The organism is Xanthomonas sp. LMG 12460 (genome assembly GCF_009192895.1).
Taxonomy (GTDB): Bacteria; Pseudomonadota; Gammaproteobacteria; order Xanthomonadales; family Xanthomonadaceae; genus Xanthomonas_A; species Xanthomonas_A sontii.
Genome location: NZ_NKUH01000041.1, coordinates 30520 through 56229, shown reverse-complemented (window position 1 = coordinate 56229; position 25710 = coordinate 30520). Strand labels below are relative to the sequence as shown.

The window sequence follows — 25710 nt, the reverse complement described above, 5'->3', positions numbered from 1 at the left end:
GCGCCCGCCTTTCCGGGTCCCGGGCTCCGGGTCCCGAGTCCCGGCCCCACCACGCATTTGACGCCACGCCGTCGCTCGGTGATCCTCGCCCGTTGCCCGGCCTGGCCGGACGCACCGCCCCAGCCCATCCTGAATACGCAAGGGAACACCGCATGAGCGTTGACGTCGTCGCGTCGAACCACCCCGCCTCACCGCAGCCGCCGTCAGCGCAACCGCCCGAATTCAAGACCCTGCTGGGGCATCCGCGTCCGCTGTGGATGCTGTTCATGACCGAGTTCTGGGAGCGCTTCGCGTTCTACGGCATTCGCTGGGCGCTGGTGCTGTACATCGTGGCGCAGTTCCATGGCGGCCAGGGTTCGGGCCAGGCCGCGGCCAGCGCCACCTACGGCGCCTACCTGGCACTGGTGTACGCGGCGGCGATCTTCGGCGGCTACATCGCCGACCGGGTGCTCGGCTACCAGCGCTCGATCCTGGTCGGTGCGGCGGTGATGTCCACCGGCCTGTTCCTGATCTCCGTGCCCAACCCGCAGATCTTCGAACTGGGCCTGGCCACCGTGGTGGTCGGCAACGGCCTGTTCAAACCCAACATTTCGACCATGGTCGGCAAGCTGTACAGCGCCGCCGATCCGCGCCGCGACAGCGGCTTCACCATCTTCTACATGGGCATCAACCTGGGCGCGATGATCGCGCCGTGGCTGACCCAGCAGCTGGCCGAGAAGGTGTTCGGCACCGAAGCGATGCCGTCCTACAAGATGGTGTTCATCGCCTCGGGCATCGGCATGCTGATCAGCCTGGTGTGGTTCTGGTTCGGCCGCCGCCAGCTCAAGGGCATCGGTGCGCCGTTGCCGGGCGGTGCCGGCGGCATGCGCGTGGTCTACGTGCTGCTGGGCATGCTGGTGGCGGTCCCGGCGGTGTACCTGGCGCTGGCCGCCGGCGCCGAAGTGCTGCAGTGGATCCTCAGCACCATGTTCGTGGCGCTGGCGATCATGTTGCTGGTGGAGGGCATCCGCAACGGCAAGGTGGCGCGCGACAAGGTCATCGCGATGCTGATCATCTTCGCCTTCAACGTGCTGTTCTGGATGTTCTTCGAGCAGGCCGGCAGTTCCTTCACCTTCCTCGCCGACGAGATCGTCAACCGCCAGTTCGGCGACTGGACCTTCCCGACCGCGTGGTTCCAGTCGGTCAACTCGCTGGCGATCATCACCCTGGCGCCGGTCATCGCCTGGATCTGGGTCAAGGCCGGCCGCTTCAATCCCTCGATCTCGCGCAAGTTCGCGCTCGGCCTGGTGTTCAACGGCCTGGCCTTCCTGCTGCTGATGTTCGCGCTGTCGAGCCTGGTCAACGACGCCGGCAAGATCCCGTTCTGGACCCTGTTCATGGTCTACGTCATCCAGTCGGTGGGCGAGCTGTGCCTGTCGCCGATCGGGCTGTCGATGGTGACCAAGCTGGCACCGGTGCGGCTGGTCGGCTTCGGCATGGGCGGCTGGTTCCTGTCCACCGGCATCGGCAACAACCTGTCCGGCATCTTCGCCAGCCATGTCAGCGGCGAAGGCGGCATGACCGTGTCGTCCGCGCTGGGCGGGTATACCTTCGGCTTCTGGGCGCTGCTGGGCGCCGGCGTGGTGCTGTTCCTGATCGCGCCGCTGATCAGCAAGCTGATGCACGGTGTGAAGTAACCTGAGGACGACGCAATGGCGATGAACAAGACGATCTGCGCTGCCCTGGCGGCGATGCTGGCGCTGAGCGCGTGCGGGCAGACCGCGGCGCCGCCCGACGCGCAGGCGCCGGCCAAGCCGCTGGACACCTCGGTGCAGAAGCCGCCGGTGGCCGACCCCAGCCAGCCGGTGGCCTCGGGCAATACCCCGGCCGCCGCCGACGTGGCCGCGGCCAAGGCCCTGGGCGCGCAGTTCGATCCGCAGCGCAATCCGGCCGACGACCTGGACACCGCCATGGTCGAGGCCAAGCGCGGCGGCAAGCGCATCCTGCTCGACGTGGGCAACGAGGCGTGCGACTGGTGCCACACCCTGGACACCTTCATCGAGGGCGATGCGGAACTGCGCAGCTTCCGCGACGCCAACTTCGTCTGGGTCAAGGTCAACGTCAGCGACGCCAACAAGAACGAGGCGTTCATGGCGCAGTACCCGAAGATCGTCGACTTCCCGCACCTGCTGGTGCTCGACGCCGACGGCAAGCTGCTGCACTCGCAGATACTCGCCGACCTGCAGAAGGGCAAGGACTACGACCGCAGGAAGTTCTCGGACTTCCTCAAGGAATGGGCGCCGCCCAAGGCCTGAGCGGCGGCGAAGCGCAATTCTCGTAGGAGCGGCTCTTGTCTCCTTTTGTGGGATCAGCCGCGACCGGGCTTCCAAGGAATGCCCGGTCGCGGATGAAGCCGCTCCTCCGGTGTTTGAGGCCCCGGTGTCACGGGCCCCGGCGCCTCAGCGCCCGGTCATGCTCGGTAGGCCCTCGGCTGCCAGGCGGTCGATCAGCCGGTTCAGCAGCCGCTGCTCGTCCTCGCTGAAGGGCGCCAGCAGGCGCCGCTCGCATTCCAGCACCATCGGCGCCACCACCTGGTATACCTCCACCCCGGCCGCGGTCAGGTGCAGCACCGAGCGGCGGCGGTCGTCGCCGTGGGTCTCGCGCTGGATGAAGCCACGCTCCAGCTGCCGCGCCACCGCCCGGCTCACCGCCACCTTGTCCATCGCGGTGCGCTCGGAGACCTCGCCGGCCGACAGCCCCGGATACAGCGCCAGCACCGCCATCACCCGCCACTCGGTCACCGCCATGCCGTAGCGCTCGCCGTAGACGCGGGCGATGTTGCTGCTGATACGGTTGGACAGCACGCTGATCCGGTACGGCAGGAACCGTTCCAGATCCAGGGAAGGCGAGTCGGGCGTGGGAGCGGGCGTGGCGATCGTCATGCTGCATTGCACCTTGCTGGTGGTTTCACTTGTAACTATAACGGAGGATACTACGGTCCATTCTCGCGAGTCTGGCGCCCGTCCGCATCCGAAATTTCGGCCCGGCCGCCGCGACTCCCCCCTCCAGGAGACGCGTCATGAATGCACAAGCGCAGCATCCGTCGCAGCCGACCAACCTTGGCATGCAGGTCACCACCTTCGAGAACCCGATGGGCATCGACGGTTTCGAGTTCGTGGAATTCGCCGCGCCGACCGGGCAGGGCGAGCAGTTGCACGCGTACTTCCGCAGCATGGGCTTCACCGCGGTGCTGCGCCATCGCCAGCGCGCGATCACCGTGTACCGCCAGGGCGGGGTCAACTTCCTGGTCAACGAGGAACCGGACTCCTTCGCCGCCGATTTCGCTGCCGCGCACGGCCCCTGCGCCTGCGGCTTCGCGATCCGCTTCCGGCACCCGGCCGACGAGGTGTTCGCCAAGGTGCTGGAGAACGGCGGCGAAGCGATCGCCGACAAGGCCGACACCCGCGCGGTGCCGGCGCCGGTGGTCAAGGGCATCGGCGACTGCATGCTGTACCTGGTCGACCAGTACGGCGAGAAGGGCTCGGTGTACACCGAGTTCGAGCCGGTGCCCGGTGCCGAGCAGCATCCGGCCGGTTTCGGCCTGACCTTCATCGACCACCTTACCCACAACCTGTACTTCGGCAACATGCAGCGCTGGTCGGACTACTACGAGCGGCTGTTCAACTTCCGCGAGATCCGCTACTTCGACATCAAGGGCGCCAAGACCGGGCTGGTGTCCAAGGCGATGACCGCGCCGGACGGCGTGGTGCGCATCCCGCTCAACGAATCGTCCGATCCGAAGAGCCAGATCAACGAGTACCTGGACGCCTACCGCGGCGAAGGCATCCAGCACATCGCCTGCTTCACCGACGACATCTACGAGACCGTCGAGCGCATGCGCGCGGCCGGTGTCGAGTTCCTGGACACGCCGGACACCTATTTCGAGGTGATCGACCAGCGCATCCCCAATCACGGCGAGGACGTGGCGCGGCTGGCGCGCAACAAGATCCTGATCGACGCCGACCTGGAAACCAAGCAGCGCAAGCTGCTGCAGATCTTCACCCAGAACTGCATCGGCCCGATCTTCTTCGAGATCATCCAGCGCAAGGGCAACGAGGGCTTCGGCGAAGGCAACTTCCAGGCGCTGTTCGAGAGCATCGAGCGCGACCAGATGAAGCGCGGCGTGCTCTGAGGGCGGAACGCGGGCGGCGCGCGGAGGCTGGCAGACAGCGGATGCTCGACGCGAGTGGACGCGCGCGGCCAGGACAGGTCCTGACGGCGCATCGCGGAGACTTCCGACAGCAGCTTTAGCCCCTCTCCCACCGGGAGAGGGGTTGGGGTGAGGGTACGGTGGGGTCATGACGATCAAACCGCCACTACCCACATCGACACTGGCACACGCACGCCACCTACGTCGCACCATGACCGACGCCGAGCGCGCACTATGGCGTTGTCTGAGAAGCGGACAGTTGCAAGGTGCCAAGTTCCGGCGTCAGTACCCGATCCCACCGTATGTCGCAGATTTCTGTTGTGTGGCGGCAAAGCTGATTGTCGAAATCGACGGCGCGCAACATACCGAACCATGCGATGCCACAAGAACGCGTTGGCTGGCATCGCAAGGCTGGCGGGTCATGCGCTTCTGGAACAATGACGTACTGCTTTCGATCGATGCCGTGATCCAGGTGATTTGCGACGCCACTGGGTCGCCGTACCCTCACCCCAACCCCTCTCCCGGTGGGAGAGGGGCTTGATATCCAAGGCTCAAGCATATGCATGACCATCATCGCTACATGTCCGGCTTCGGCAACGAATTCGCCACCGAGGCGGTGCCCGGCGCGTTGCCGGTCGGGCAGAACTCGCCGCAGCGCGTGGCCCACGGCCTGTACGCCGAGCAGTTGTCGGGCACCGCGTTCACCGCGCCGCGCGGCGCCAACCGGCGCAGCTGGCTGTATCGCATTCGGCCGGCGGTGATGCACGGCGGCTTCGTCGCTTACGACCGTGCCGGCGCGTTCCACAACGACTTCCAGCGCGGTCAGGTGCCGCCGGACCAGTTGCGCTGGAGCCCGTTGCCGCTGCCGGAGACGCCGGTGGACTTCGTCGACGGCCTGTACACCATGGCCGGCAACGGCTCGGCCGAGGCGCAGCATGGCGTGGCGGTGCACCTGTATGCGGCCAACGCGTCGATGCAGGGCCGGTTCTTCTACAACGCCGATGCGGAACTGCTGTTGGTCCCGCAGCTCGGCCGACTGCGCCTGTGCACCGAACTGGGCACGCTGGAAGTGGCGCCGCAGGAAATCGCGGTGATCCCGCGCGGCGTGCGCTTCCGCGTGGAACTGCCCGACGGCCCCGCGCGCGGCTACGTGTGCGAGAACTTCGGCGGCCTGCTGCGGCTGCCCGACCTGGGGCCGATCGGCGCCAACGGCCTGGCCAACCCACGCGATTTCCTCACGCCGGTCGCCGCCTACCAGGAAGACGAGGGCGACTTCGCACTGATCGCCAAGTTCCAGGGCCATCTGTGGCGCGCGCCGATCGGGCATTCGCCGCTGGACGTGGTTGCCTGGCACGGCAACTACGCGCCGTACAAGTACGACCTGCGCCGCTTCAACACCATCGGCTCGATCAGTTTCGACCATCCCGATCCCAGCATCTTCACCGTGCTGACCGCGCCCAGTGACACGCCCGGCACCGCCAACATGGATTTCGCGATCTTCCCGCCGCGCTGGTTGGTGGCGCAGCACACCTTCCGGCCGCCGTGGTTCCACCGCAACGTGGCCAGCGAGTTCATGGGCCTGGTGCACGGCGTCTACGATGCCAAGGCCGACGGCTTCGCCCCGGGCGGCGCGTCGCTGCACAACTGCATGAGCGGGCACGGCCCGGATGCGGCCACCTTCGACAAGGCCTCGCAGGCCGACCTGTCGCGGCCGGACGTCATCGCCGACACCATGGCCTTCATGTTCGAGACCCGTGCGGTGCTGCGCCCGACCGCACAGGCGCTGGACGCCGCGCATCGCCAGCGCGACTACCAGCAGTGCTGGCAGGGCCTGCGCCGGCACTTCCGCGCGCCCTGAGCGGGCGCCGGCGCGGCCGCGTCGCTCAGGCTGCTGCCGGGACTGCCGCTGCGACGCACGGCGGCGCTGCCCGTCAGGCGGCCTCCGCCGCGGCCGTCAGCGCGCCGTGCAGCGATGCCGGCAGGATCTCCAGCACGCGCTCGCGGATGCGCTGCGCGTAGCGCTCGGAGGTCATCTCCGGCATGGTGCGCAGCGCCAGCGCGATCGCGCGCAGGGTGTCCTGCTCCTCGCGCGCGGCGCGCAACTGCAGCTGCAGGGCAGGCGAGGCCGGATGCCGCTGCAGTTGCAGCAGGTCCAGCAGATACATGCGTGCATTGAGCAGGGCGCGACGCGGGTCGGCCGGTGGTGGTGGCGCGCTCGCGACCACCGTTGCGGCGGCGACGCTGCGCCCATCGTCCAGGTAGCCCTGCTCCAGCAGCCCCTGCACGATCGCATCGGCGCCGCGGCCGCCCAGCGTGGCCAGTTCCTCGACGCTGCGCTGGCCGTCGGCCAGGATCAGCACGCGTCGCTGGCGCATGTCCAGCGGCGCATCGTGCGATTGCAGTGCCGCAAGGGCGAGGGCGGTCTTGCGCGGGTGCATGGCGGCGGGGTCGGTAGGCGCGCAGCGTGGCGCAGCGCGGTGAAATGCCGATGACAGGGGCGATGCGTCGGCGTGTCAGTGCCGGCAAGCGGCACGCCGTCGACGTGGTCGAACGCCTGGTCCGGGACGCGGCATGCCTGGCAGTGGGTCGCCGCTGCCGTGCAGGGCGAGGGCATGCACGCTAGCCTATGCGCTGGTCCAGCGAGGAAGTGCGATGAAGCCGATTCAACCAGGCGTGGCGGTGTTGCTGCTCGCGCTCGCCGCCTGCGACCGGCAGCCGCCCGCGCCGCCAGCCGCGCCTCCCGCACCGTCTGCGCCGGCGCAGGCGCCGACCGCGGCACCCGCCACGGCCGACGACGGCGCCTTGCCGCCGCCGGACATCGACCAGCCCGATAGCGACGTGCCGCCGGCACAGGCGCCGGCCTCGGCGCTGCCGCCGGAACTGGCCGCGGACGACCGGCAACTGGCCCGCATCGATGGCTATGGCGACCTGCGCCTGGGCATGTCGGCGGCGCAGGCACGCGCCGCCTGGGGCGGCGAGCTCGACGGCCAGCCCAGCGCCGGCAGCAGCTGCTACGTGCTGCGTCCGCGCTGGGCCAAGGGCAACAACCGGTTCGGCCTGATGATCGAAGACGACAAGTTGGTGCGCTACGACGTGCGCACCCCCAAGGAGACCGCGCCCGGCGGCGGCAAGGTCGGCATGGACCTGGCGCAACTGCGCGCGCTGTACGCCGGTCGCGTGGAAGAGCAGCCGCACAAGTACGTCGAAGGCGCCAAGATGCTGCGCGTGCGCGGCGAGTCCGGCCAGCCTGGCGTGCTGGTGTTCGAGACCGACGCAGCCGGCAAGGCCGTCGCCTGGCGCGTGGGCCTGCCGCCGCAGGTGGATTATGTGGAAGGATGTGGCTGAGAAGCCGGGAATAGGGAATCGGGAGTGGGGAATGGGAAGAGCATGAGGGTCGAGTGACTGAGGCAGCTGGTGCCGCTTTCGCCTCAGTGGCGCATGACCGCTCTTTGCTCCTCGCTTTTCCGATTCCCCATTCTCTATTCCCGATTCCCGGCCTTCAGGCCAACCGCAGCTGCCGCCGCTCGCGCCGGCGCGCGCGACGGGCGTACCAGCGTTCGCGCAGGCAGGAGAAGATCACGTACAGCGCCGGGGTGCTGAGCAGGGTCAGGCTCTGCGAGATCAGCAGGCCGCCGATCATCGCGATGCCGAGCGGGCGGCGCAGCTCCGAGCCTTCGCCCAGGCCCACCGCCAGCGGCACCGCGGCCAGGATCGCCACCATCGTGGTCATCATGATCGGGCGGAAGCGCACGATGCAGGCTTCGCGCGCGGCCTCCAGCGGGGTCTTGCCGTGCTCGCGCTCGGCGACCAGGGCGAAGTCGATCATCATGATCGCGTTCTTCTTGACGATGCCGATCAGCAGCACCAGCGCGATCATCGAGATCACCGACAGCTCGGTGCCGGTGACCCACAGCGCCAGCAGCGCGCCCATGCCGGCGGCCGGCAGCGTGGAGAGAATGGTCACCGGGTGCACCAGGCTCTCGTAGAGCATGCCCAGCACGATGTAGACCACCACGATCGCGGCCAGCACCAGTACCAGCATCGAGTTCGGCTGCAGCTGCACGCCGAAGCCGCCGCCGTCGGCGATACGGATGTCGCCGGGCATGCGCAGCCCGGCCACGGTGGCGGCGATGATCGCATCGCCCTCGCCGGTGCTCACGCCTGGCGCCAGGTTGTAGCTCAGGTCCATGGTCGTGTACTGGTTCATGTGCGTGATCTGCGACGGCGCCAGCCCCGGCACCTGATGCGCCACCGCGGTCAGCGGGATCATCGTGCCGTTGCGGGTGGGCACGTAGATGCGGTTCAGCGCCGCCGGCGTGGCGGTCTGGTCCGGCAGCGCGTTGACCACCACGCTGTACTGGTTGAGGTCGGAGTAGATGGTGGAGATCTGGCGCTGGCCGAACGCGCCGTACAGCGCGCCGTCGATGGCGCCGATCGACACGCCCAGGCGCGCGGCCAGGGCGCGGTCGATCACGATGTTCTGGCGCAGGCCGGCGTTGTCCACGTCGGTGCCGACGTCGCGCAGCTTGGGGTTCTGCTTCAGGGCGGCCTGCAGCTTGGGCAGCCACTCCTGCAACTGCGCGTTGTCGTTGCCCTGCAGCGAGACGCGGTACTGCGCGCCCTGGCTGGTGCCGCCGCCACCGTCGCTGGGCAGGTCCTGGATCGCGCGCAGGCGCAACTGCAGGTCGGGGTAGCGGTCGGCCTTGGCGCTGAGCCGCGCCAGCACCTGCGCGGTGGTATCGGTGCGGCCTTCGTCGCGGCGCTTGAGCTCGATGTTGAAGCTGGCGCTGGAGCCCTGGCGGCTGCTGCCCAGGCGCGCACCGACGATCTTCACCGCAGGGTCGGACATCAGCATGTCGGTGATGCGGCGCTGGCGGTTGACCATGTCGGCGAAGGACACGGTGGCGCTGGAGGTGGCGCGGCCCCAGATCAGGCCGGTGTCCTGCGCCGGGAACGAGCCCTTCTTGACCGCGCCGGCCAGGAACACCGTGGCCGCGATCAGCAGCAGCGGGGTCAGCGCCAGCAGCAGCGCGTGGCGCAGCGAGAAGTCCAGGGCCACGGTGTACACGCGCAGCATGCGATCGTGCGTGCGCTCCAGCCAGGCGCCGAAGCGGCCGGGTTGCTCCGGCTCGGCGTGCGCGGACAGGAAGCGGCTGCACAGCGCCGGGGTCAGCGTCAGCGAGACCACCGCCGAGACGCAGATCGCCGCGACCAGGGTGACGGTGAACTCGCGGAAGAACACCCCGATCATGCCGCTGGCGAACAGGATCGGAATGAACACCGCCACCAGCGAGGCGGTGATCGAGACGATGGTGAAGCCGATCTCGCGCGCGCCGGCCAGCGCCGCGTCCAGCCGCGACATGCCCTCGTCGAGGTGGCGCATGATGTTCTCGATGACCACGATCGCATCGTCGACGACGAAGCCGATCGCGATCACCAGCGCCAGCAGGCTCAGGTTGTTGAGGGTGAACCCCATGACGTACATCGCCAGCGCCGCGCCGGCCAACGACAGCGGCACGGTGGCCGCGGCGATCAGCGTGGGCGCCAGCCGGCGCAGGAACAGCGCCATGGTCAGCACCACCATCGCCAGGCTGATCATCAGCGTGGCCTGCACCTCGTTGAGCGAGGCGCGGATGGTCGGCGTGCGGTCGAAGTACGCCGTCATCTTCGTGCCCGGCTGCAGGTAGGTGCGCAGCATCGGGATCTCGGCCTTGACCCGGTCCACCGTCTCCACGATGTTGGCGCCGGCGCGGGTGAACACATACATCACCACCGCCGGCTTGCCGCCGAACCAGGCCGCCTGGTAAGCGTCCTGCTGGCCGTCGTAGACGTTGGCGATGTCGCGCAGGCGCACCGCGCGGCCCTGTTGCTGGCTGATCACCACCTGGCCGAAGTCGGCGGCCTTGGCCACCGCGTCGTTGGCGACGATGGCCGTGGTGGTGGCGCCGTCGCTGAGGAAGCCGGTGGGCGAGGTGACGTTGGCCGCGCGCACCGCATTGCGCAGGTCGTCCGGGGTCAGGCCCATGGCGTTGAGCGCGCGCAGGTTCACGTCCACCCGCACCGCCGGCGTGGAGGCGCCGCCGATGTCCACCGAGGCCACGCCGGTGATCTGGCGCAGGCGCTGCGCCAGCAGCGAATCGGCGACGTTGTACAGCTCGTCGGCCGACTGCGTGTCCGAGGTCAGGGCGATGGCGATGACCGGGTCGTCGTTGGGATTGGCCTTCTGGTAGCGCGGCGTGGCCAGGCCGGAGGGCAGGTCGGCCTGCGCGGCGTTGATCGCGGTCTGCACGTCCTGCGCCGCCGAATCGATGTTGCGGCTGCTCTGGAACACCATGAACACCTGGCTGTTCCCCTCCGAGCTGGAGGAGCGCATGGTGTCGATGCCCGGCACCTGGCCCAGGTGCCGCTCCAGCGGCGCGGTGACCGTGGCGGCCATGGTCGAGGCATCGGCGCCGGCCTGGCTGGCCTGCACGAAGATCACCGGGATCGAGATGTTCGGCAGCGCCGCCACGCCCAGGCGCAGGTAGCACATCATGCCGATCACGAACAGGCCGATGGCCAGCAGCGCGGTGCCGATGGGACGGCGGATGAAGGGCGCGGAGATGTTCATGGGGCAGGGAATGGGGAATGGGGAATCGGGAATCGCAGTACGCGCCCGGTGTCAGTCTTTCGAGGATCCGGCATGGAGTGAACGAGTCGGCAGCGCGCGGACTCGGCGCTTTCCGATTCCCGATTCCCGATTCCCGATTCCCGGCCCCTCACGCCCTTCCCTCCGCCGCCGTCGCCTGCCGCGCCGCACGCCGCTCGCGCCAGCGACGCACGCGCTCGGAGGCGCGTTCCATGTACAGGTAGATCACCGGGGTGGTGTACAGGGTGACCAGCTGCGACAGCAGCAGGCCGCCGACGATGGAGATGCCGAGCGGGCGGCGCAGTTCCGAGCCGATGCCGTCGCCCAGCGCCAGCGGCAGCGCGCCGAGCATCGCCGCGGCGGTGGTCATCATGATCGGGCGGAAGCGCAGCAGGCAGGCGCGGCGGATCGCGTCGTGGGCGTTGGCGCCCTCGCGGCGTGCGTCGATCGCGAAGTCGATCATCATGATCGCGTTCTTCTTGACGATACCGATGAGCAGCACGATGCCGACGATGCCGTCCACCGACAGGCTCAGTCCGCACAGCATCAGCGCCAGCAGCGCGCCGACGCCGGCCGGCGGCAGCGTGGAGATGATCGTCAGCGGGTGGATGTAGCTCTCGTAGAGCACGCCCAGCACGATGTAGATCAGCACCACCGAGGCCAGCAGCAGCCACACCACGTCGGTCTGGCTGCCGGTGAATTCGGCGGCCTTGCCGATGAACTCGGCATGCAGCTGCGGCGGCAGCTGCAGCTGCGCGCGGGTTTCCTCGATCGCCGCCACCGCCTGCGACAGCGAGTAGCCCTGCGCCAGGTTGAAAGACACGGTCACCGCCGGCAGCTGCTGCTGGTGGCTGACCACCAGCGGCGTGGTCGACTGCTTGGCCTCGGCCACCGCCGCCAGCGGCACGGTGCCGCCGCTGCCGACGGTGATGCCGGTGTTCTGCGCGCCGATGCCGGTGGCGGTGGAGGAGTTGCTGGAGGTGGTCTGGCCGAAGCTGGTGGCATTGCTGGCGGTCAGCGCGCCGCTGCCGTTGCTGGCCACCGCCAGCTGGTTGAGCAGCGCGGTGCTGGTGCGGAACTCCGGCGCCACTTCCAGCACCACGCGGTACTGGTTGAGCTGGGTGAAGATGGTGGAGATCTGGCGCTGGCCGAACGCATCGTACAGCGTGTCGTCGATGGTCTGCATCGGCACGCCGAGGGTGCTGGCCTTCTCGCGGTCCACGTGCAGTTCCAGCGCAAGGCCCTGGTTGGCCAGGTTGTTGTCCACGTCGGCCAGTTCCGGGCGCTTGCGCAGCGCCTCGGTCAGGCGCGTGGCCTGGATCGCCAGCTCGGCGCTGTCCACGTCCGAGAGCGAGTACTGGTATTCGGTGGCGGCCACGCGGGTGTCCAGGGTCACGTCCTGCACCGGCTTCAGGTACAGGGCGACGCCGGGCAGCCCGGCCACCGCCTTCTGCAGCCGCGGCAGCAGGTCTTCCAGGCTGTCGCGGTCGCTGCGCGGCTTCAGCACGATGCTGAGCTGGCCCTGGTTGAGGGTGGGGTTCATCGAGCCGGCGCCGATGAAGGCGGCCACGCCGGTCACCGCCGGGTCGCGCCGCAGCGCCTCGGCCACCGCCTGGGTGCGCTGCTCCATCTGCGGGAACGCCACGTTCTGGTCGGCCTGGACCACGCCGGTGATCAGCCCGGTGTCCTGCTCGGGAAGCAGGCCCTTGGGGATCACCACATAAAGCAGCACGGTCAGCACCATCGTCGCCAGCGCCACCAGCAGGGTCAGCTTCTGGTGGCCCAGCACCCAGTCCAGGCTGCGCTCGTACACGCCCACGGTGCGCGACCACAGCGTGGTCTTGCCGGCCGCCGCGGTGCGCTCGTGCGCGTCCTCGCCCTCGGGCAGGGCGTCGGGCTTGAGCAGGTAGGCGCACATCATCGGCGTCAGCGTCAGCGACACCAGCATCGAGATCACCACGGCGATGCTCAGCACCCAGGCGAACTCGTGGAACAGGCGGCCGGTGACGCCGGGCATCAGGATCAGCGGCAGGAACACCGCCACCAGCGACACGGTCAGCGACAGCACGGTGAAGCCGATCTGGCGCGCGCCGATCTCCGCGGCCTCGCGGCCGCTCTTGCCCTGTTCGATGTAGCGCACGATGTTCTCGATCATCACGATCGCATCGTCGACCACGAAGCCGGTGGCCACCACCAGCGCCATCAGCGACAGGTTGTCCAGCGACATGCCGGCGAAGGCCATCACCGCGAAGGTGCCGGCCAGCGACAGCGGCACCGCCACCGACGGGATCACGGTGGCCCACAGCCGGCGCAGGAACACGAAGATCACCGCCACCACCAGGCCGATGGTCAGGATCAGGGTGAACTTGACCTCGTGCACCGAGGCGCGGATGGTCTCGGTGCGGTCGGAGAACACGTCCAGGTGCACGCCGGCCGGCAGCACGCCCTGCAACTGCGGCAGGATCGCGCGGATCTGCTCCACCGTCTGCACGATGTTGGCGCCGGGCTGGCGGCGCACTTCCAGCAGCACCGCCGGCTTGCCGTCGGCCCAGGCGGCGAGCTGGTCGTTCTCCACCCCGTCCACCACCTTGGCCACGTCCGACAGCCGCACCGGCGCGCCGTTGCGGTAGCTGATCACGGTGTCGCGGTACTCGGCGGCGCTGGACAGCTGGTCGTTGGTGCCGATGCTGTAGGACTGGGTCTTGCCGTTGAGCGAGCCCTTCGGCGCGTTGACGTTGGTCTGGGTCAGCGCGCTGCGCAGCGCCTCCAGGGTCAGGCCCATGTTCGACAGCTGCGCCGGATTGACCTGGATGCGCACCGCCGGGCGCACGTTGCCGGCGATCGACACCAGGCCCACGCCCGGCACCTGCGACAGGCGCTGGGCCAGGATCGAGTCGGCGTAGTTGTTGACCTCGCGCAGCGGCAGCGTGTCGGAGCTGAGCTTGAGGGTGAGGATCGCCGCGTCGGCCGGGTTCACCCGGTTGTAGACCGGCTGGTAGGGCAGCGAGGAGGGCAGGGTGGACTGGCGGATCGCCGCCTGCACGTCCTGCGCGGCGATGTCGATGTCGCGGTCCATCGCGAACTGCAGCACGATCGTGGACAGGCCGGCCGACGAGTCGGAGGTCATCATCTGCAGCCCGGAGATCTGCCCGAGCTGGCGCTCCAGCGGCGTGGTCACCAGCGAGGCCATGGTGCTGGCGTTGGCGCCGGGATATTGCGTGGTCACCACCAGGCTGGGCGCGTCGATTTCCGGCAGCGCCGACACCGGCAACTGCCGGTAGCCGAGGATGCCGAGCAACAGCACGCCTGCCATCAGCAAGGTGGTGGCGATCGGGCGGCGGATGAAGATCGTCGAAAAGCCCACGGGGAAGATCCTTGCTGGTGAGAGTCCGGCGCGGCCAGGCCGGCGCCGGGAAAGACGGCGGAATCAGCGGGGGCCGTGGCCCCGTGCCGCGATCGCGACGTGGGGCGGGAACGCCGCCGCCTGCGCGCGATCCGGCCGACGCCCGCCACGCAGGCGCGGCAGGGCCGTTGCCGCCGCGCGCCGCGTGCGCGGCACGCTCAGCGCGGCCCGCCGCCGCGGCGTCCGCCGCCGCGCTGCTGCTGCTTGCCCTCGGCCGCCTTCAGTTCGGCCTCGGTCGGCTCCGGCGGCGCTTCGCCCGGCTTCAGCGCGTTCACCTTGGTGCCGGGCTTGAGCCGGAACTGGCCTTCGGTGACCACCCGCTCTCCGGCCTTCAGGCCTTCGGTCAGCTGCACGTGGCTGTCGCCCACTTCCGCGCCCTGCTTCACCGTCTGCATCTTGACCGTGTTGTCGGCCTGCACCACGTACACGTAGTCGCCGTTGGGGCCGCGCTGCACCGCCTGGGTCGGCACCACCACGCCGTCGGCCACGGTGCGCAGGGTCAGGCGCACGTTGACGAACTGGCCCGGCCACAGCGCGCGGTCGTCGTTCGGGAACACCGCGCGGACCTTGAAGGTGCCGGTGTCGGCGCTGATCTGGTTGTCGATCACGTCGACCTGGCCGTCGCTGGCGATCGGATGCGCATCGGTGCGGTCCAGCGCGGTCACCGGCAGCGGCGCCGCCGCCTGCGCCTGGCGCACGTCCTGCAGCTGGATCTCCGGCAGGTTGAAGGTCACGTAGATCGGGTGCACCTGGGTGATGGTGACGATGGTGCTGCTGGTGCTGACGATGTTGCCCACGTCCACGCCGCGGATGCCGGCGATGCCGTCGCTGGGGGCGAGGATGCGGGTGTACTGCAGCTGCACCTGCGCCGCACGCATCTGCGCGTCGTTGGCGGCGACCGCCGCTTCGTACTGCGCCACCTGGTTGCGCTGGGTGTCCAGGTCGGTCTTGGCCACGTACTGGCGGTAGGCCGGCGAGTCGGAGCGCTGGAAGGTGGAACGCGCGGTGGCCAGCAGCGCCTGGTTCTGGCGCTTGCTCGCCGCGGCCTGGTCGTAGCTGGCCTGCAGCGAGCGCGGGTCGATCTGCGCCAGCAGCTCGCCCTTCTTCACTTCCTTGCCTTCGCGGAAGTTCAGGCTCATCAGCTGGCCGCCGACCTGCGGGCTGACGGTGACGGTGCTCAGCGCGGTCACCGTGCCGGTGGCGGTGGCGTAGATCGGCACCGCCTGGTGGGTGGCGGCGACGACCGTCACCGGGACCGGCGTGTTGTCGCTGTCGTCGCCCATGCCGTCACCGGGGCCGCCGCCCTTGTGATGTCCGCCGCGCATGACGCGCATGCCCACCACCACCACGGCCACCGCTGCGAGGATCAGCAGCGCAATCTTCCAGAAACGCGACATCCGGGGAAACTCCTGTGGCGAGGCGGGGTGGAGGGCCCTCCCGCAGTGGCTGGTGACGAGCGAGAAAGCATATCGCCGGCGCGTTGCGATTGGACCATGACTGAAGGGACAGACCCTGCGGGCGGGCAAGGCCGGTCGTCCGCTCTCGCAACGCGCAGGCGGCGCATCGGTTGACACGGATTCGCAAGGGTTTTTTGTCCGCAGCGGGATCCGTGGCCGCCCCTCGCCGGCAGCCGATGCACTACAGTGACTGAACGCCCGTTGCGTCCCGATCTGGAGCCTTGCCATGCCGCGCCTGTCCCGCCTGCTGTCCGCGATGCTGTTCGCCGTCCCCGCCCTGGCCTGGGCGCAGAGCGCCGAGCGCCCGGAGGTGACGGCCGCCGCGGCCAGGCTGCAGGCCAAGGTGGTGGAGTGGCGGCGCGACTTCCACCAGCACCCGGAGCTGTCCAACCGCGAGGAGCGCACCGCCGCCAAGGTCGCCGAGCGGTTGCGCGCGCTGGGCCTGAAGCCGCAGACCGGCATCGCCCACCACGGCGTGGTGGCGATCGTCAAAGGCGCGCTGCCGGGGCAGAAGATCGCCCTGCGCGCGGACATGGACGCGTTGCCGGTGACCGAGCAGACCGGCCTGCCGTTCGCCTCCAAGGCCACCAGCGAGTACCGCGGCGAGACCGTGGGGGTGATGCACGCCTGTGGCCACGACGCGCACACCGCGATCCTGCTCGGCGTCGCCGAGGCGCTGGTGGCGATGCGCGCGCAACTGCCGGGCGAGGTCATGCTGGTGTTCCAGCCGTCGGAGGAGGGCGCCCCGGGCAACGAGGAGGGCGGCGCCTCGCTGATGCTCAAGGAAGGCCTGTTCCGCGACTTCAAGCCGCAGGCGATGTTCGGCCTGCACGTGTTCTCCAGCGTCCAGGCCGGCAAGATCGCGGTGCGCGGCGGCCCGCTGATGGCCGCCTCGGACCGTTTCAGCATCAAGGTGATCGGCCGCCAGACCCACGGCTCGGCGCCGTGGAACGGCATCGACCCGATCGTGGCCAGCGCCGACCTGATCGGCGCGGCGCAGACGGTGATCAGTCGCCGCGCCAACCTGTCCAGACAGCCGGCGGTGCTCAGCTTCGGCGCGATCAAGGGCGGCATCCGCTACAACATCATCCCCGACGACGTGGAGATGGTCGGCACCATCCGCACCTTCGACGAGGGCATGCGCCAGCAGATCTTCGCCGACCTCAGGACCGTGGCCGAGCACACCGCCGCCGCGCACGGCGCCAAGGCCGAAGCGCACGTGCCCGACCAGGACGGCAACCCGGCCACGGTCAACGACCCGGCGCTGACTGCGCGCATGCTGCCCAGCCTGCAAGCGGTGGTCGGCGCCGGCAACGTCTACGAACCGCCGCTGCAGATGGGCGCGGAGGATTTCTCGTTCTACGCGCAGCAGGTGCCGTCGATGTTCTTCTTCGTCGGCGCCACCGGCCCCGGCATCGACCCGGCGACTGCGCCCAGCAACCACTCGCCGCAGTTCCTGCTCGACGAGACCGCCTTGGACGTCGGTCTGCGCGCCATGCTGCAGGTGACGTTGGATTACTTGAAGCAGTGATTGGGGAGTCGGGATTGGGGATTCGCAAGCGCGTGGGTGCGGCGGCTTAGGCGGAATCGTCATGGGTCCGGCCCCGATGGATATCCGTAGGAGCCCCGATCGCCCCTGTGGGAGTCAACTGCCATGCAGCCGGGAAGCGCAAACTCGTGTGCTTTCCGATGGCGCAATGCGTCGGGACTGAAGTCCCTCCCACTGTGCACCTATCGGGCTTGCCGCAAGCCCCTGTGGGAGCGGCTTCGGCCGCGACGCGCGACGCCTCGCATCGACGCAGGCGCGTCGATGCAAGCAAGCCCCGTTTTTGCTTCCGCCACTCCCGAATCCCCGCCCCATACACCTCCCAGCCAGAACGCGCCCGCTACACTGCACGGCATGAACACCCCCCAGGATTCCAGTCTCGGCCGCGAGGTCGCCTACCCGTCGCAGTACGATCCCGCGCTGCTGTTTCCCATCCCGCGCGCTGCGGCGCGCACCGAGATCGGTCTCGACCCCGCGGCGCTGCCGTTCTTCGGCGTGGACCGCTGGCACGCCTACGAACTGAGCTGGCTCGATGCGCAGGGCAAGCCCTGTGTCGCCACCGCGACCCTGCACGTGCCGTGCGCCTCGCCCAACCTGATCGAATCCAAATCGCTCAAGCTCTATCTCAACTCGCTCAACGCGATGCGCTTCAACAGCGCTGAAGCGCTGCGCAGTTGCATCGTCACCGACCTGTCGGCGCGCGCCGGTGCCGACGTGGCGATGGAGTTCGGCCTGCCGCCGATGGACACGCTGGGCGAGGGCGAGTCGCTCGATGCGTTGGACATCGCCATCGACTGCTACGGTCCGCCGCGTCCGGACTTCCTGTCCGCTGCCGACGGCGATGTGGTCGAGGAAACCCTCACCAGCGAATTGCTCAAGTCCAACTGCCCGGTCACCGGCCAGCCGGACTGGGCCTCGCTGCATGTGCGCTATCGCGGCGGCCGCATCGACCGCGAAGGCCTGCTGCGCTACCTGATCAGTTTCCGCGAGCACGCCGGCTTCCACGAGCAGTGCGTGGAGCGCATCTTCCACGACCTGATGACCCGCTGCCGGCCGCAGTCGCTGCAGGTGGAGGCGCGCTACACCCGCCGCGGCGGGCTGGACATCAATCCCTGGCGCGCCACCGCGGACGTGGCCGAGCCGCTGAGCTTCCTGCGCGATCTGCGTCAGTAGAGCGGCGCTGACACCGCGATTGCGCCATCGGCCGCGACGCGCGATTTCATCGACGCGGCCGAGCGTGCTGCAGTCGGGACTGAAGTCCCTCCCACAAGAAGCGCCCTGCGGGGAGCGCTGTCGTCAGCTTCTCTGCGGCAGACCGTGGTTCGCGCAGTCGTCGCCTGGACGATGCGCCCACATGGCGATGGTGGCGTGTGTTCGCGGTTCTGCCGGCATGCACGGTCCCGAGCATGCGAGCGACACATTTCGCCGCGTTGGCATACGCGCGGCGCGCCTGAACCGCAGCCGCGCGGTTCACGGTCGCGCGATCCTTTTTTAACAAATCCTGTGACACCGTGGCAGCGTCCCATCACGCAGGAAGCCACGCGATGAACAGCGACAAGCGCGCCGATTTCTCGGCGGTCACCGCCAAGGTGGACACCACCGCCGACGTCGTACAGAAAGCGGATTTTTCCGCCGTGCAGAGCAAGGTCGACAGCACCGCCGAGCAGGTGCAGCAGGTGTACGTGGTCAAGCCTGGCGATTCGTTATCCAAGATCGCCAAGCTGCATTACGGCGATGGCAACGCCTGGACGCGCATCTTCGAGGCCAACCGCGACGTGCTGGCCGACCCCGACAAGATCTATCCCGGCCAGACCCTCAAGCTGCCCGCCGGCGCCTGAGGCGTCGCCACCACCCCCTTTCGTTATTCCGACAGGAGTCCCCACCGATGAAGACCCGCTCGATCTCCGCATTTTCGCCCCTGATGATCGCCCTGGTCGGCGCGTTGGCGCTGGCCGGCTGCAAGAAGCAGGAGCAGCAACAGACCGTGTCGCCCGATCCCACCTCATCCGCGCCGACCGAGCAGATGCCGGGTCCGGCCGCAGCCCCGGCGGAGCAGCCGGCGCCGGCCGCCGCAGGCGCCAATGCGGTGAACGTGGCCGCCGTCGCTGTCGGCAACACGGCCGCGGCGGACAAGTCCGTCGCGCCGATGACCACGCTCGCCAGCAAGGACAAGATCATCGTTTCGGTGAAGACCGAGGGCTCGGCGACCAACGCCAACGTCGGCGCCAAGCTGGTGTTCCAGGACGGCCAGACCGCCGGCGAGCGCACCGAGACGCTCAATACCAGCGGTGCCGACACCACCAACTTCGAGTTCACCAATCCCAAGGGCTGGCCGGCCGGCCAGTACAAGGCCGAGGTCACCGTGAACGGTCAGGCGGCGGGCACGCCGCAGACGTTCGAGGTGAAGTGATCCAGGGCTGAGGCCCGGTCACGGGTCGCACGCGCCGCCTCTCTCCCGGCACGTGCGACACGCTGGCGCAGCCGCGAGGCTGCGCCTTTTTTATGCGTGGCTCGATGCTCCGACAGCACTGCCGATGCGCTGGAGGAAGAAGGTGTGTGGGGACTTCAGGACACTCCCATCGCCCGGAAACCCGTCATAGGAGCGGCTTCGGCCGCGACCGGCCTTAGCGGGTGCACCCGTCGCGGCTGACGCCGCTCCTGCCACGGAGGCGCAAGTTGCATCCGGGGGATCAGCGGCGCTCTTCCATCCCGACGCACGTCCTGGACGATGCCTTGCCGTCCACTCGGCGGCGTCTGCGCGCACCACCGCTGGCCAGCACCGCGCAGCCGCGCACGGCGATCAGTGATGCGCGTGCAGATCCAGCATGCGCCCACCCACCACCACCTGGCGCAGGCGCAGGTCGCTGTCCAGCACCACCAGGTCGGCGCGGGCGTCGGGGGCGATGCGGCCGCGGTCGCCGAGGCTCAGGTAGTCGGCCGGGAAGGTGGACACGCGCTGTGCGGCGTCGGCCAGCTCCAGGCCCGCCTGCACCAGGTTGCGCAACGCCTGGTCCATGGTCAGTGCGCTGCCGGCCAGCGAGCCGCTGGCCAGGCGCACGCAGCCGCCGCACTTGTGCACGCGCTGCTCGCCCAGTGCGTATTCGCCGTCGGGCATGCCGGTGGCGGCGGTGGCGTCGGTCACCGCGTACAGGCGCGGGATCGCGCGCGTGGCAAGGCGAATCACGCCGGGATGCACATGCTGCAGGTCGGGAATCAGTTCGGCGTACTGCGCATGCGCCAGCGCCGCGGCGGCGATGCCGGGGCGATAGTGGTCCACGCCGGTCATGCCGTTGAACAGGTGGGTGAAGCCGGCCGCGCCGGCCTGCAGCGCCGCCACGCCGTCCTCGTAGCTGCCGGCGCTGTGGCCGAGCTGCACGCGGATGCCCAGTGCGGTCAGCGCCGGAATCAGCGCGGTGTGCGCGCCGATCTCCGGCGCCAGGGTCAGCACCCGGATCGGCGCCAGCGCCTGCCACTGCTGGACCAGGGCGAGGCTGGCCTCGATCGTGCGGTCGGGCTGCGCGCCCAGCCGCTGCGGGCTGATGAAGGGGCCTTCCAGGTGCACGCCGGCGATGCAGGCCGCGTCGGCATCGGGCGCGGCCATGGTCGCGGCGACGCCGCGCAGTGCGTGCGCGATCTCCTCGACGCCGGCGGTCATGGTGGTCGCCAGCAGGGTGGTGGTACCGAAGCGCAGGTGGGCGCGGGCGATGCGCCGCGCCGCGTCGCCGCCCTGCATCAGGTCCACGCCGGCGGCGCCGTGCACGTGCAGGTCGACGAAGCCCGGCAGGATCAGCGGCAGCTGCGGATCGTCGCCGCCACTGTGGTCGTCCACCTGCAGCCGGCGCACGTGGGTGTCGAAGTGGACGTGGCCGCGGCGCCAGCCCAGCGGGGTGAGCAGGCGGCCGTGCAGGGAATTGGTGTCGGTCATGGCGCGGGCTCGGCGACGATCACTTCGATGCCCAACCGCTGCAGCCCCTCGCGGGTGGCCTCGTCGATGCCTGCGTCGGTGATGATGGCGTGGATCTGGTCCAGGCGGGCGATGCGGTGCAGGCTGACCCGGCCGAACTTGGAGGCGTCGGTCAGCACCACGATGCGCCGCGCGCGCTCGACCATGCGGTGGTTGAGTCGCGCTTCGGCCTCGTCGTGAGTGGTCAGGCCGAACTGCAGGTCCAGGCCGTCCACGCCCAGGAACAGCGTGTCGAAACCGTAGGCGTTGAGGCTGGCCTCGGCCTGGCTGCCCTGCAGCGACAGCGACTGCTGGCGCAGCTGGCCGCCGGTGAGCAGCACGTTGATGCCCGGCGCGTTGGCCAGTTCCCAGGCGATGTTGAGGCCGTTGGTCATCACCGTGACGTCGCGGTGCGCGCGCAGGTGCCGGGCCAGGGTCATCGTGGTCGAACCGGAGTCGATGATGATGTTGGCGCCGGGCTGCACCATGCGCGCGGCACAGGCGCCGATCGATTCTTTCAGCGGCAGGTTCAGCGCGTCCTTTTCGTGGATGTCCTGCTCCTGCGGCGGCGTGCGCACCAGCGTGGCGCCGCCGTGGGTGCGGGTGGCCAGGCCCTGCGCCTCGAAATGGTTGAGATCGGCGCGAATGGTCACCGCCGACACGTCGAAGCGTTCCACCAGATCGGCAACCTGCACCGTGCCATGTTCGAGCAGCGACTGCAGGATCTGCTGGCGGCGGGAGCGGGTGTTGCGCATGGCCATTCTCGGATTCGCGGGCGACCGGGAAGATTAGCCGTTCGCCGCGACGCCGGCAGCCGCTTCGGCGTGTGGCCGGCGCGCGCCGGCGCGGTTGGCGCTGCAGGCGCGGGCGTATTCGCCCAGGCACAGGCCGATGCGGTGCTGGATCAGCGCCGCCGGGGTAGTGGCGAGCTGGCCTGCGCGCACCGCGCGGTACTGCTCGGGCAGGAACTGGCTGAGCAGCACCAGCGGCGGCGCATGCCGTTCCAGGTTGGCGAACAAGGTGTCCACCGCTGCGCGCACCGCCGGCGCGCCCCAGTAGTAGCGGCAGCGGTCGCTGAAGGAATGGCGGCGCAGCAGGCGTTGCGCGGCGGCGTCGCCCGGATAGTAGGACTGCCAATATCCGGGTTGCGCCTGCATCGCCGCGTCCAGCACCTGCGGCAGTTGCGAGCACTGTGCCGCCGGCAGCAGTTCGGCTTCGATCGCGGCCAGCGCGCACAGCGCTTCGCGGTAGGCGAAGGTGGCGGCCGGGCCGACCTTGAGGATGGCGAAGTGGTCGCGCACCAGCGCGTGCAGCGCGTCCTCGCGCTGGTAATCGGTGGAATGCGCCTCGAACACGATGCGCGGCTGCTGCTCGAGGAAATCGGCCAGCGCGGCGGCGGCGGCCGGGTCGTAGTCGTGCACGCTACTGTGGTCGAAATCCACGCCCGGCTGCACCACCAGCGCGATCACCCGCTGCCACGCCGCGCGCAGCGACGGCGTGTCGAAGGCCTGCCGGTGGATGGCCAGGGTCTGCGCGGCCGCGGCCGGCGTGGTCACCTGCAGGCCGCCGGCCAGCGAGGCTTCGCCGCCGGGAATCGGCACCTCGGTGCCGATCACGTACACCGGTGGCGGCAGTCCATGTGCGGCGGCGGTGCGCTCGGCGATCTCGGCCAGTTCGGCCGACCGCGCGGCGACGATGGCATCGGGCAGCGGCACCGGGTCGTCGGCGCAGGCCATGCTGCAGTCCAGGTGGATCTTGTGGAAGCCCGCGGCGACGTACTGTTCGATCAGCACGCGCGCATGCGCCATGGCCTCGGCGGCCGGCCCCTTCTGCCAGGCGTTCGGGCCCAGGTGATCGCCGCCCAGGATCAGCCGCGCGCGCGGGAAGCCTTCCGTGTCGGCCAGTGCGCCGACGTAGTCGCGGTATTGCGCCGGGGTCATGCCGGTGTAGCCGCCGAACTGGTCGACCTGGTTGGAGGTGGCCTCCACCAGCAGCAGCGTGTCGTGGGCCAGCGCGACCTGCATCGCCGCGCGCAGCACCTGTTCGTTGCTGCAGCAGACGCTGTACAGGCCGACGTTGGCGCCGGCGCGGTGGGAGGCGAGCAGGGTCTGCAAGGGCGACATGGACACTCCGGCGGATCAGGAATAAGCGGGATGGCAGGCCAGCAGCGCGGCACCGCGGGCGCCGCCGGCATCGCCGAAGCGCGGCGGCACGATCGGCGGCACCTGCACGCCGGCGAACAGGTGCGCGGCGATGGCGTCGGGCAGTTGCCGGTACAGCGGCGGGTATTGCGACAGCCCGCCGCCGAGCACGATCACGTGCGGGTCCAGTGCCAGCACCACGGCGGCCAGGCTGTGGCCGAGCAGGTCGCGGTGGATGTCCAGCGCCTGATGCGCGCGCGCATCGCCGGCCTCGGCCAGGGCGATCACCGCGCTGGCGTCGGCGGCGTCGCTGCCGAGATGGCGCGCGATCGCCGCCACGCCGCTGCCGGACACGTAGCGCTCCACGCAGCCCTGCAGGCCGCAGCCGCAGTCCAGCAGCGGCAGGCGATGGCGCTGCAGCAGGTGCCCGGGCACGCTCCAGTGGCCCCATTCGCCGGCGATACCGTTGCAGCCCGCGAGCAGGCGGCCTTGCACGCAGAAGCCGCCGCCGGCGCCGGTGCCGAGGATGGCGCCGAACATGCTGGGGTAGCCGTCGGCGGCACCGCCGTGCGCCTCGGACAGTGCGAAACATTGCAGGTCGTTGCCGATGCGCAGCGGACGCGGCAGCCGCGCCTGCAGGTCATGCGCCACGCACTGGCCGGTCAGCGCCGGCACGTTCGCGCTCAACTGGCGGCCGTTGCGGCGGTCGCGTACACCGGGCAGGGCGATGCCGAGCGGGCTGTCGTGGTGGCCGAGCGCGGCATCGGCCGCGGCCACCAGCGCCACCACCGCCTGCAGGAAGCCGGCGTAATCGCCCTGCGGCGTGGCCACGCGGCGCCGCCACAGCACCTGCAGCGCGGCGTCGCAGGCCACCAGCTCGATCTTGGTGCCGCCGACGTCGAGGCCGTAGCAGGTGGGCGCGCCGGTCTCAGCCATGGTGGATGGTGACGCCCTGGACCACGCGGTTGACGGTGCCGTCGGGGAACGGATTGTCCGGGGTCAGGCCGAGCGCGGCCGAGCGCTGCAGCGCGAACAGTTGCGCGAAGCCCAGCCACAGCGGCGCCAGCCACGGATCGTCCAGGCCGGCGACGGCGAGCGTGTGGTCGTCGCCGGCCCCGATGTCCGCATGCGGGCCGATCGCCAGCACCTGGCCGGCCACGCCATCGCGACGCAGTTCGTCGAGCAGGTCCTGCTCGTAGCGGCGCGCCAGCGGCTGCACGCTGCGCAGCATCACCACCAGGGTGCTGCGGTCGAGCGTGGACTTGGGGCCGTGGCGGAAGCCCAGCGGCGTGTTGGCCAGCGCCAGCACGCGGCCGGCGGTGAGTTCCAGCACCTTCAGCGCGGCCTCGCGCGCCAGCGCTTCCAGCGGGCCGCTGCCGAGATAGATCACCCGTGCGAACGGGCGCTGCGCCAGCGCCGCCACCGCGCCATCCCATTGCGTCAGGCCGCGGTCGGCCAGTTCGGCCAGCCGCTGCAGGCGCGCGCTGCGCGTTTCCCACGGCGCACGCTCGAACACGCTCAGCGCCGCCAGCAGCATGCAGGTCAGGCTGCTAGTCATGGCGAAGGCGCGGTCGCAGCTGGCCGGCGGCATCAGCAGGGTGCAGGTGTCGGCGCGGCCGGCGCCGCGGCGGGCCAGTTCGCCGTCGGCGTTGCAGGTGATGTCGAGGAAGCGCGCGTCGTCCACGTCGCTGCGCACGCGCTCCACCGCGGCCACGCTTTCCGGGCTGGAGCCGCTGCGCCCGAACGACACCAGCAGGGTCGCCCGCGCGCGCTGCAGGTACAGCGCCGGATGGGTCAGCAGGCTGGTGGTGTGCACCGCGCGCACCTCGGCCGGCCACTGCGCATTGATCGCGTCGGCCACCATCTCGGCGATGAAGCCGGAACTGCCGGCGCCGGTGAACAGCACGCGCTGGTTCGGATCGGCGAGGCGGTCGCCGAGGAAGGCCTGCAGGCGGTCGCCGGCCTGCGCCAGATCCTGCGCCAGGGTCCGCCACAGCGCCGGCTGCTGGGCGATCTCGCGGGCGGTATCGGCCCCGCCCAGGCGCTGCCAGGCGGATGCATCGGAAAGCTGAAGGAGGTCCATGCGGTGGTTCCTGTTGGGCCATCGCACCATCCGGCTTTTCTTTCGAAATGTCAAACATCGAAAGAAAAAAGAAAGTATTTACCTGTGCCCAATGTGCTTGCGGATGGCCCGCCCTAAAACGAAAGTTGCAAGTGGATGCCGTTATCGCAAGCCGGATCAGCCGATTCTGCCGAGCTGAAAGCAAAGTCATGCGAGGCAATATCTTTCGCTTTGCCAAAATAAATCTTGTTTTTTGCTTTCAATTTATTGACATCTTTCAAATTCCTGGCCTAGAGTCGGCGCAACGCTTTCGAAACGCCCGGGGAAACGGGTTTGGGGGT

20 protein-coding genes are annotated in these 25710 nt (G+C 69.5%); 10 read left to right on the top strand and 10 right to left on the bottom strand.

The features are described 5' to 3' along the window. The first annotated feature begins 152 nt into the window (after nucleotides 1-152). Together CEK66_RS09550 and CEK66_RS09545 are read left to right on the top strand one after the other, a co-directional pair. The gene (locus CEK66_RS09550; protein WP_152236755.1) at nucleotides 153-1676 is read left to right on the top strand and encodes an oligopeptide:H+ symporter; all 1524 of its coding nucleotides are present in this window, start codon (nucleotides 153-155) and stop codon (nucleotides 1674-1676) included. Nucleotides 1677-1691: 15 nt separating this feature from the next. Next, complete coding sequence (locus CEK66_RS09545) at nucleotides 1692-2294, top strand: thioredoxin family protein (protein ID WP_152236754.1); 603 nt, start codon at nucleotides 1692-1694, stop codon at nucleotides 2292-2294. Between the two features lie 144 nt (nucleotides 2295-2438). On the opposite strand, the gene CEK66_RS09540 is transcribed toward CEK66_RS09545, so the two are convergent. Beyond that, the gene (locus CEK66_RS09540) at nucleotides 2439-2921 is read right to left on the bottom strand and encodes a MarR family winged helix-turn-helix transcriptional regulator (protein WP_010341302.1); all 483 of its coding nucleotides are present in this window, start codon (nucleotides 2919-2921) and stop codon (nucleotides 2439-2441) included. A gap of 182 nt (nucleotides 2922-3103) precedes the next feature. On the opposite strand from CEK66_RS09540, the gene hppD reads away from it, so the two are divergent. From hppD to hmgA, 3 genes are all read left to right on the top strand, one after another. Then, nucleotides 3104-4171 (top strand): 4-hydroxyphenylpyruvate dioxygenase, encoded by a 1068-nt coding sequence (hppD, locus tag CEK66_RS09535; RefSeq protein ID WP_152236777.1) that lies wholly within the window; start codon nucleotides 3104-3106, stop codon nucleotides 4169-4171. A gap of 229 nt (nucleotides 4172-4400) precedes the next feature. After that, nucleotides 4401-4730: an endonuclease domain-containing protein gene (locus CEK66_RS09530; RefSeq protein WP_242004418.1), complete on the top strand. Its 330-nt coding sequence runs from the start codon at nucleotides 4401-4403 to the stop codon at nucleotides 4728-4730. Between the two features lie 18 nt (nucleotides 4731-4748). Beyond that, nucleotides 4749-6047: a homogentisate 1,2-dioxygenase gene (hmgA, locus tag CEK66_RS09525; protein ID WP_152236752.1), complete on the top strand. Its 1299-nt coding sequence runs from the start codon at nucleotides 4749-4751 to the stop codon at nucleotides 6045-6047. Nucleotides 6048-6120: 73 nt separating this feature from the next. Here the strand turns inward: hmgA and CEK66_RS09520 are convergent, their stop codons facing one another. Further along, complete coding sequence (locus CEK66_RS09520; RefSeq protein WP_152236751.1) at nucleotides 6121-6627, bottom strand: hypothetical protein; 507 nt, start codon at nucleotides 6625-6627, stop codon at nucleotides 6121-6123. Between the two features lie 214 nt (nucleotides 6628-6841). Between CEK66_RS09520 and CEK66_RS09515 the strand changes: the two genes are divergently transcribed. Continuing rightward, nucleotides 6842-7534, top strand: a complete 693-nt coding sequence (locus CEK66_RS09515; protein WP_226978556.1) for a lectin — start codon at nucleotides 6842-6844, stop codon at nucleotides 7532-7534. A gap of 154 nt (nucleotides 7535-7688) precedes the next feature. Here CEK66_RS09515 and CEK66_RS09510 read toward each other — a convergent pair whose 3' ends face one another. The 3 genes from CEK66_RS09510 to CEK66_RS09500 form a co-directional block, all read right to left on the bottom strand. Further along, on the bottom strand, nucleotides 7689-10799 hold the full coding sequence (locus tag CEK66_RS09510) for an efflux RND transporter permease subunit (protein ID WP_152236750.1): 3111 nt from the start codon (nucleotides 10797-10799) through the stop codon (nucleotides 7689-7691). Nucleotides 10800-10947: 148 nt separating this feature from the next. Next, on the bottom strand, nucleotides 10948-14181 hold the full coding sequence (locus CEK66_RS09505; RefSeq protein WP_152236749.1) for an efflux RND transporter permease subunit: 3234 nt from the start codon (nucleotides 14179-14181) through the stop codon (nucleotides 10948-10950). 197 nt (nucleotides 14182-14378) lie between these two features. Further along, complete coding sequence (locus CEK66_RS09500) at nucleotides 14379-15617, bottom strand: efflux RND transporter periplasmic adaptor subunit (protein WP_152236748.1); 1239 nt, start codon at nucleotides 15615-15617, stop codon at nucleotides 14379-14381. Between the two features lie 286 nt (nucleotides 15618-15903). On the opposite strand from CEK66_RS09500, the gene CEK66_RS09495 reads away from it, so the two are divergent. From CEK66_RS09495 to CEK66_RS09480, 4 genes are all read left to right on the top strand, one after another. Beyond that, nucleotides 15904-17208, top strand: a complete 1305-nt coding sequence (locus CEK66_RS09495) for a M20 family metallopeptidase (RefSeq protein ID WP_152236747.1) — start codon at nucleotides 15904-15906, stop codon at nucleotides 17206-17208. A gap of 369 nt (nucleotides 17209-17577) precedes the next feature. Further along, nucleotides 17578-18396, top strand: a complete 819-nt coding sequence (gene queF, locus CEK66_RS09490; protein WP_043094508.1) for an NADPH-dependent 7-cyano-7-deazaguanine reductase QueF — start codon at nucleotides 17578-17580, stop codon at nucleotides 18394-18396. Between the two features lie 371 nt (nucleotides 18397-18767). Next, complete coding sequence (locus tag CEK66_RS09485) at nucleotides 18768-19061, top strand: LysM peptidoglycan-binding domain-containing protein (RefSeq protein WP_017911040.1); 294 nt, start codon at nucleotides 18768-18770, stop codon at nucleotides 19059-19061. Between the two features lie 47 nt (nucleotides 19062-19108). Continuing rightward, a complete protein-coding gene (locus CEK66_RS09480; protein ID WP_017912389.1) occupies nucleotides 19109-19633 on the top strand; it encodes a hypothetical protein in 525 nt (174 codons plus the stop codon). A 390-nt stretch (nucleotides 19634-20023) separates the two neighbouring features. On the opposite strand, the gene CEK66_RS09475 is transcribed toward CEK66_RS09480, so the two are convergent. From CEK66_RS09475 to CEK66_RS09455, 5 genes are read right to left on the bottom strand one after another with little or no spacing between them, the layout of a single operon-like run. Beyond that, nucleotides 20024-21148, bottom strand: a complete 1125-nt coding sequence (locus CEK66_RS09475) for an amidohydrolase family protein (RefSeq protein WP_152236746.1) — start codon at nucleotides 21146-21148, stop codon at nucleotides 20024-20026. Then, nucleotides 21145-21921: a DeoR family transcriptional regulator gene (locus CEK66_RS09470; protein ID WP_026143390.1), complete on the bottom strand. Its 777-nt coding sequence runs from the start codon at nucleotides 21919-21921 to the stop codon at nucleotides 21145-21147. Before CEK66_RS09470 ends, CEK66_RS09475 begins: the two co-directional genes overlap by 4 nt. Before the next feature lie 33 nt (nucleotides 21922-21954). Further along, a complete protein-coding gene (locus CEK66_RS09465) occupies nucleotides 21955-23289 on the bottom strand; it encodes a D-tagatose-bisphosphate aldolase, class II, non-catalytic subunit (RefSeq protein ID WP_152236745.1) in 1335 nt (444 codons plus the stop codon). A 15-nt stretch (nucleotides 23290-23304) separates the two neighbouring features. Then, entirely contained in the window at nucleotides 23305-24243 is a 939-nt protein-coding gene (locus CEK66_RS09460) for an ROK family protein (RefSeq protein ID WP_152236744.1), read from the bottom strand. Continuing rightward, nucleotides 24236-25390, bottom strand: coding sequence for an SIS domain-containing protein (locus CEK66_RS09455; RefSeq protein ID WP_152236743.1), 1155 nt, complete (start codon nucleotides 25388-25390; stop codon nucleotides 24236-24238). Before CEK66_RS09455 ends, CEK66_RS09460 begins: the two co-directional genes overlap by 8 nt. Nucleotides 25391-25710: the final 320 nt, after the last annotated feature.

Coding starts and splice junctions, on each gene's coding strand:
- CEK66_RS09550 (WP_152236755.1), top strand. CDS start 153: ATGAGCGTTGACGTCGTCGCGTCGAACCACCCCGCCTCACCGCAGCCG.
- CEK66_RS09545 (WP_152236754.1), top strand. CDS start 1,692: ATGGCGATGAACAAGACGATCTGCGCTGCCCTGGCGGCGATGCTGGCG.
- CEK66_RS09540 (WP_010341302.1), bottom strand. CDS start 2,921: ATGACGATCGCCACGCCCGCTCCCACGCCCGACTCGCCTTCCCTGGAT.
- hppD (WP_152236777.1), top strand. CDS start 3,104: ATGCAGGTCACCACCTTCGAGAACCCGATGGGCATCGACGGTTTCGAG.
- CEK66_RS09530 (WP_242004418.1), top strand. CDS start 4,401: ATGACCGACGCCGAGCGCGCACTATGGCGTTGTCTGAGAAGCGGACAG.
- hmgA (WP_152236752.1), top strand. CDS start 4,749: ATGCATGACCATCATCGCTACATGTCCGGCTTCGGCAACGAATTCGCC.
- CEK66_RS09520 (WP_152236751.1), bottom strand. CDS start 6,627: ATGCACCCGCGCAAGACCGCCCTCGCCCTTGCGGCACTGCAATCGCAC.
- CEK66_RS09515 (WP_226978556.1), top strand. CDS start 6,842: ATGAAGCCGATTCAACCAGGCGTGGCGGTGTTGCTGCTCGCGCTCGCC.
- CEK66_RS09510 (WP_152236750.1), bottom strand. CDS start 10,799: ATGAACATCTCCGCGCCCTTCATCCGCCGTCCCATCGGCACCGCGCTG.
- CEK66_RS09500 (WP_152236748.1), bottom strand. CDS start 15,617: ATGTCGCGTTTCTGGAAGATTGCGCTGCTGATCCTCGCAGCGGTGGCC.
- CEK66_RS09495 (WP_152236747.1), top strand. CDS start 15,904: ATGCCGCGCCTGTCCCGCCTGCTGTCCGCGATGCTGTTCGCCGTCCCC.
- queF (WP_043094508.1), top strand. CDS start 17,578: ATGAACACCCCCCAGGATTCCAGTCTCGGCCGCGAGGTCGCCTACCCG.
- CEK66_RS09485 (WP_017911040.1), top strand. CDS start 18,768: ATGAACAGCGACAAGCGCGCCGATTTCTCGGCGGTCACCGCCAAGGTG.
- CEK66_RS09480 (WP_017912389.1), top strand. CDS start 19,109: ATGAAGACCCGCTCGATCTCCGCATTTTCGCCCCTGATGATCGCCCTG.
- CEK66_RS09475 (WP_152236746.1), bottom strand. CDS start 21,148: ATGACCGACACCAATTCCCTGCACGGCCGCCTGCTCACCCCGCTGGGC.
- CEK66_RS09470 (WP_026143390.1), bottom strand. CDS start 21,921: ATGCGCAACACCCGCTCCCGCCGCCAGCAGATCCTGCAGTCGCTGCTC.
- CEK66_RS09465 (WP_152236745.1), bottom strand. CDS start 23,289: ATGTCGCCCTTGCAGACCCTGCTCGCCTCCCACCGCGCCGGCGCCAAC.
- CEK66_RS09460 (WP_152236744.1), bottom strand. CDS start 24,243: ATGGCTGAGACCGGCGCGCCCACCTGCTACGGCCTCGACGTCGGCGGC.
- CEK66_RS09455 (WP_152236743.1), bottom strand. CDS start 25,390: ATGGACCTCCTTCAGCTTTCCGATGCATCCGCCTGGCAGCGCCTGGGC.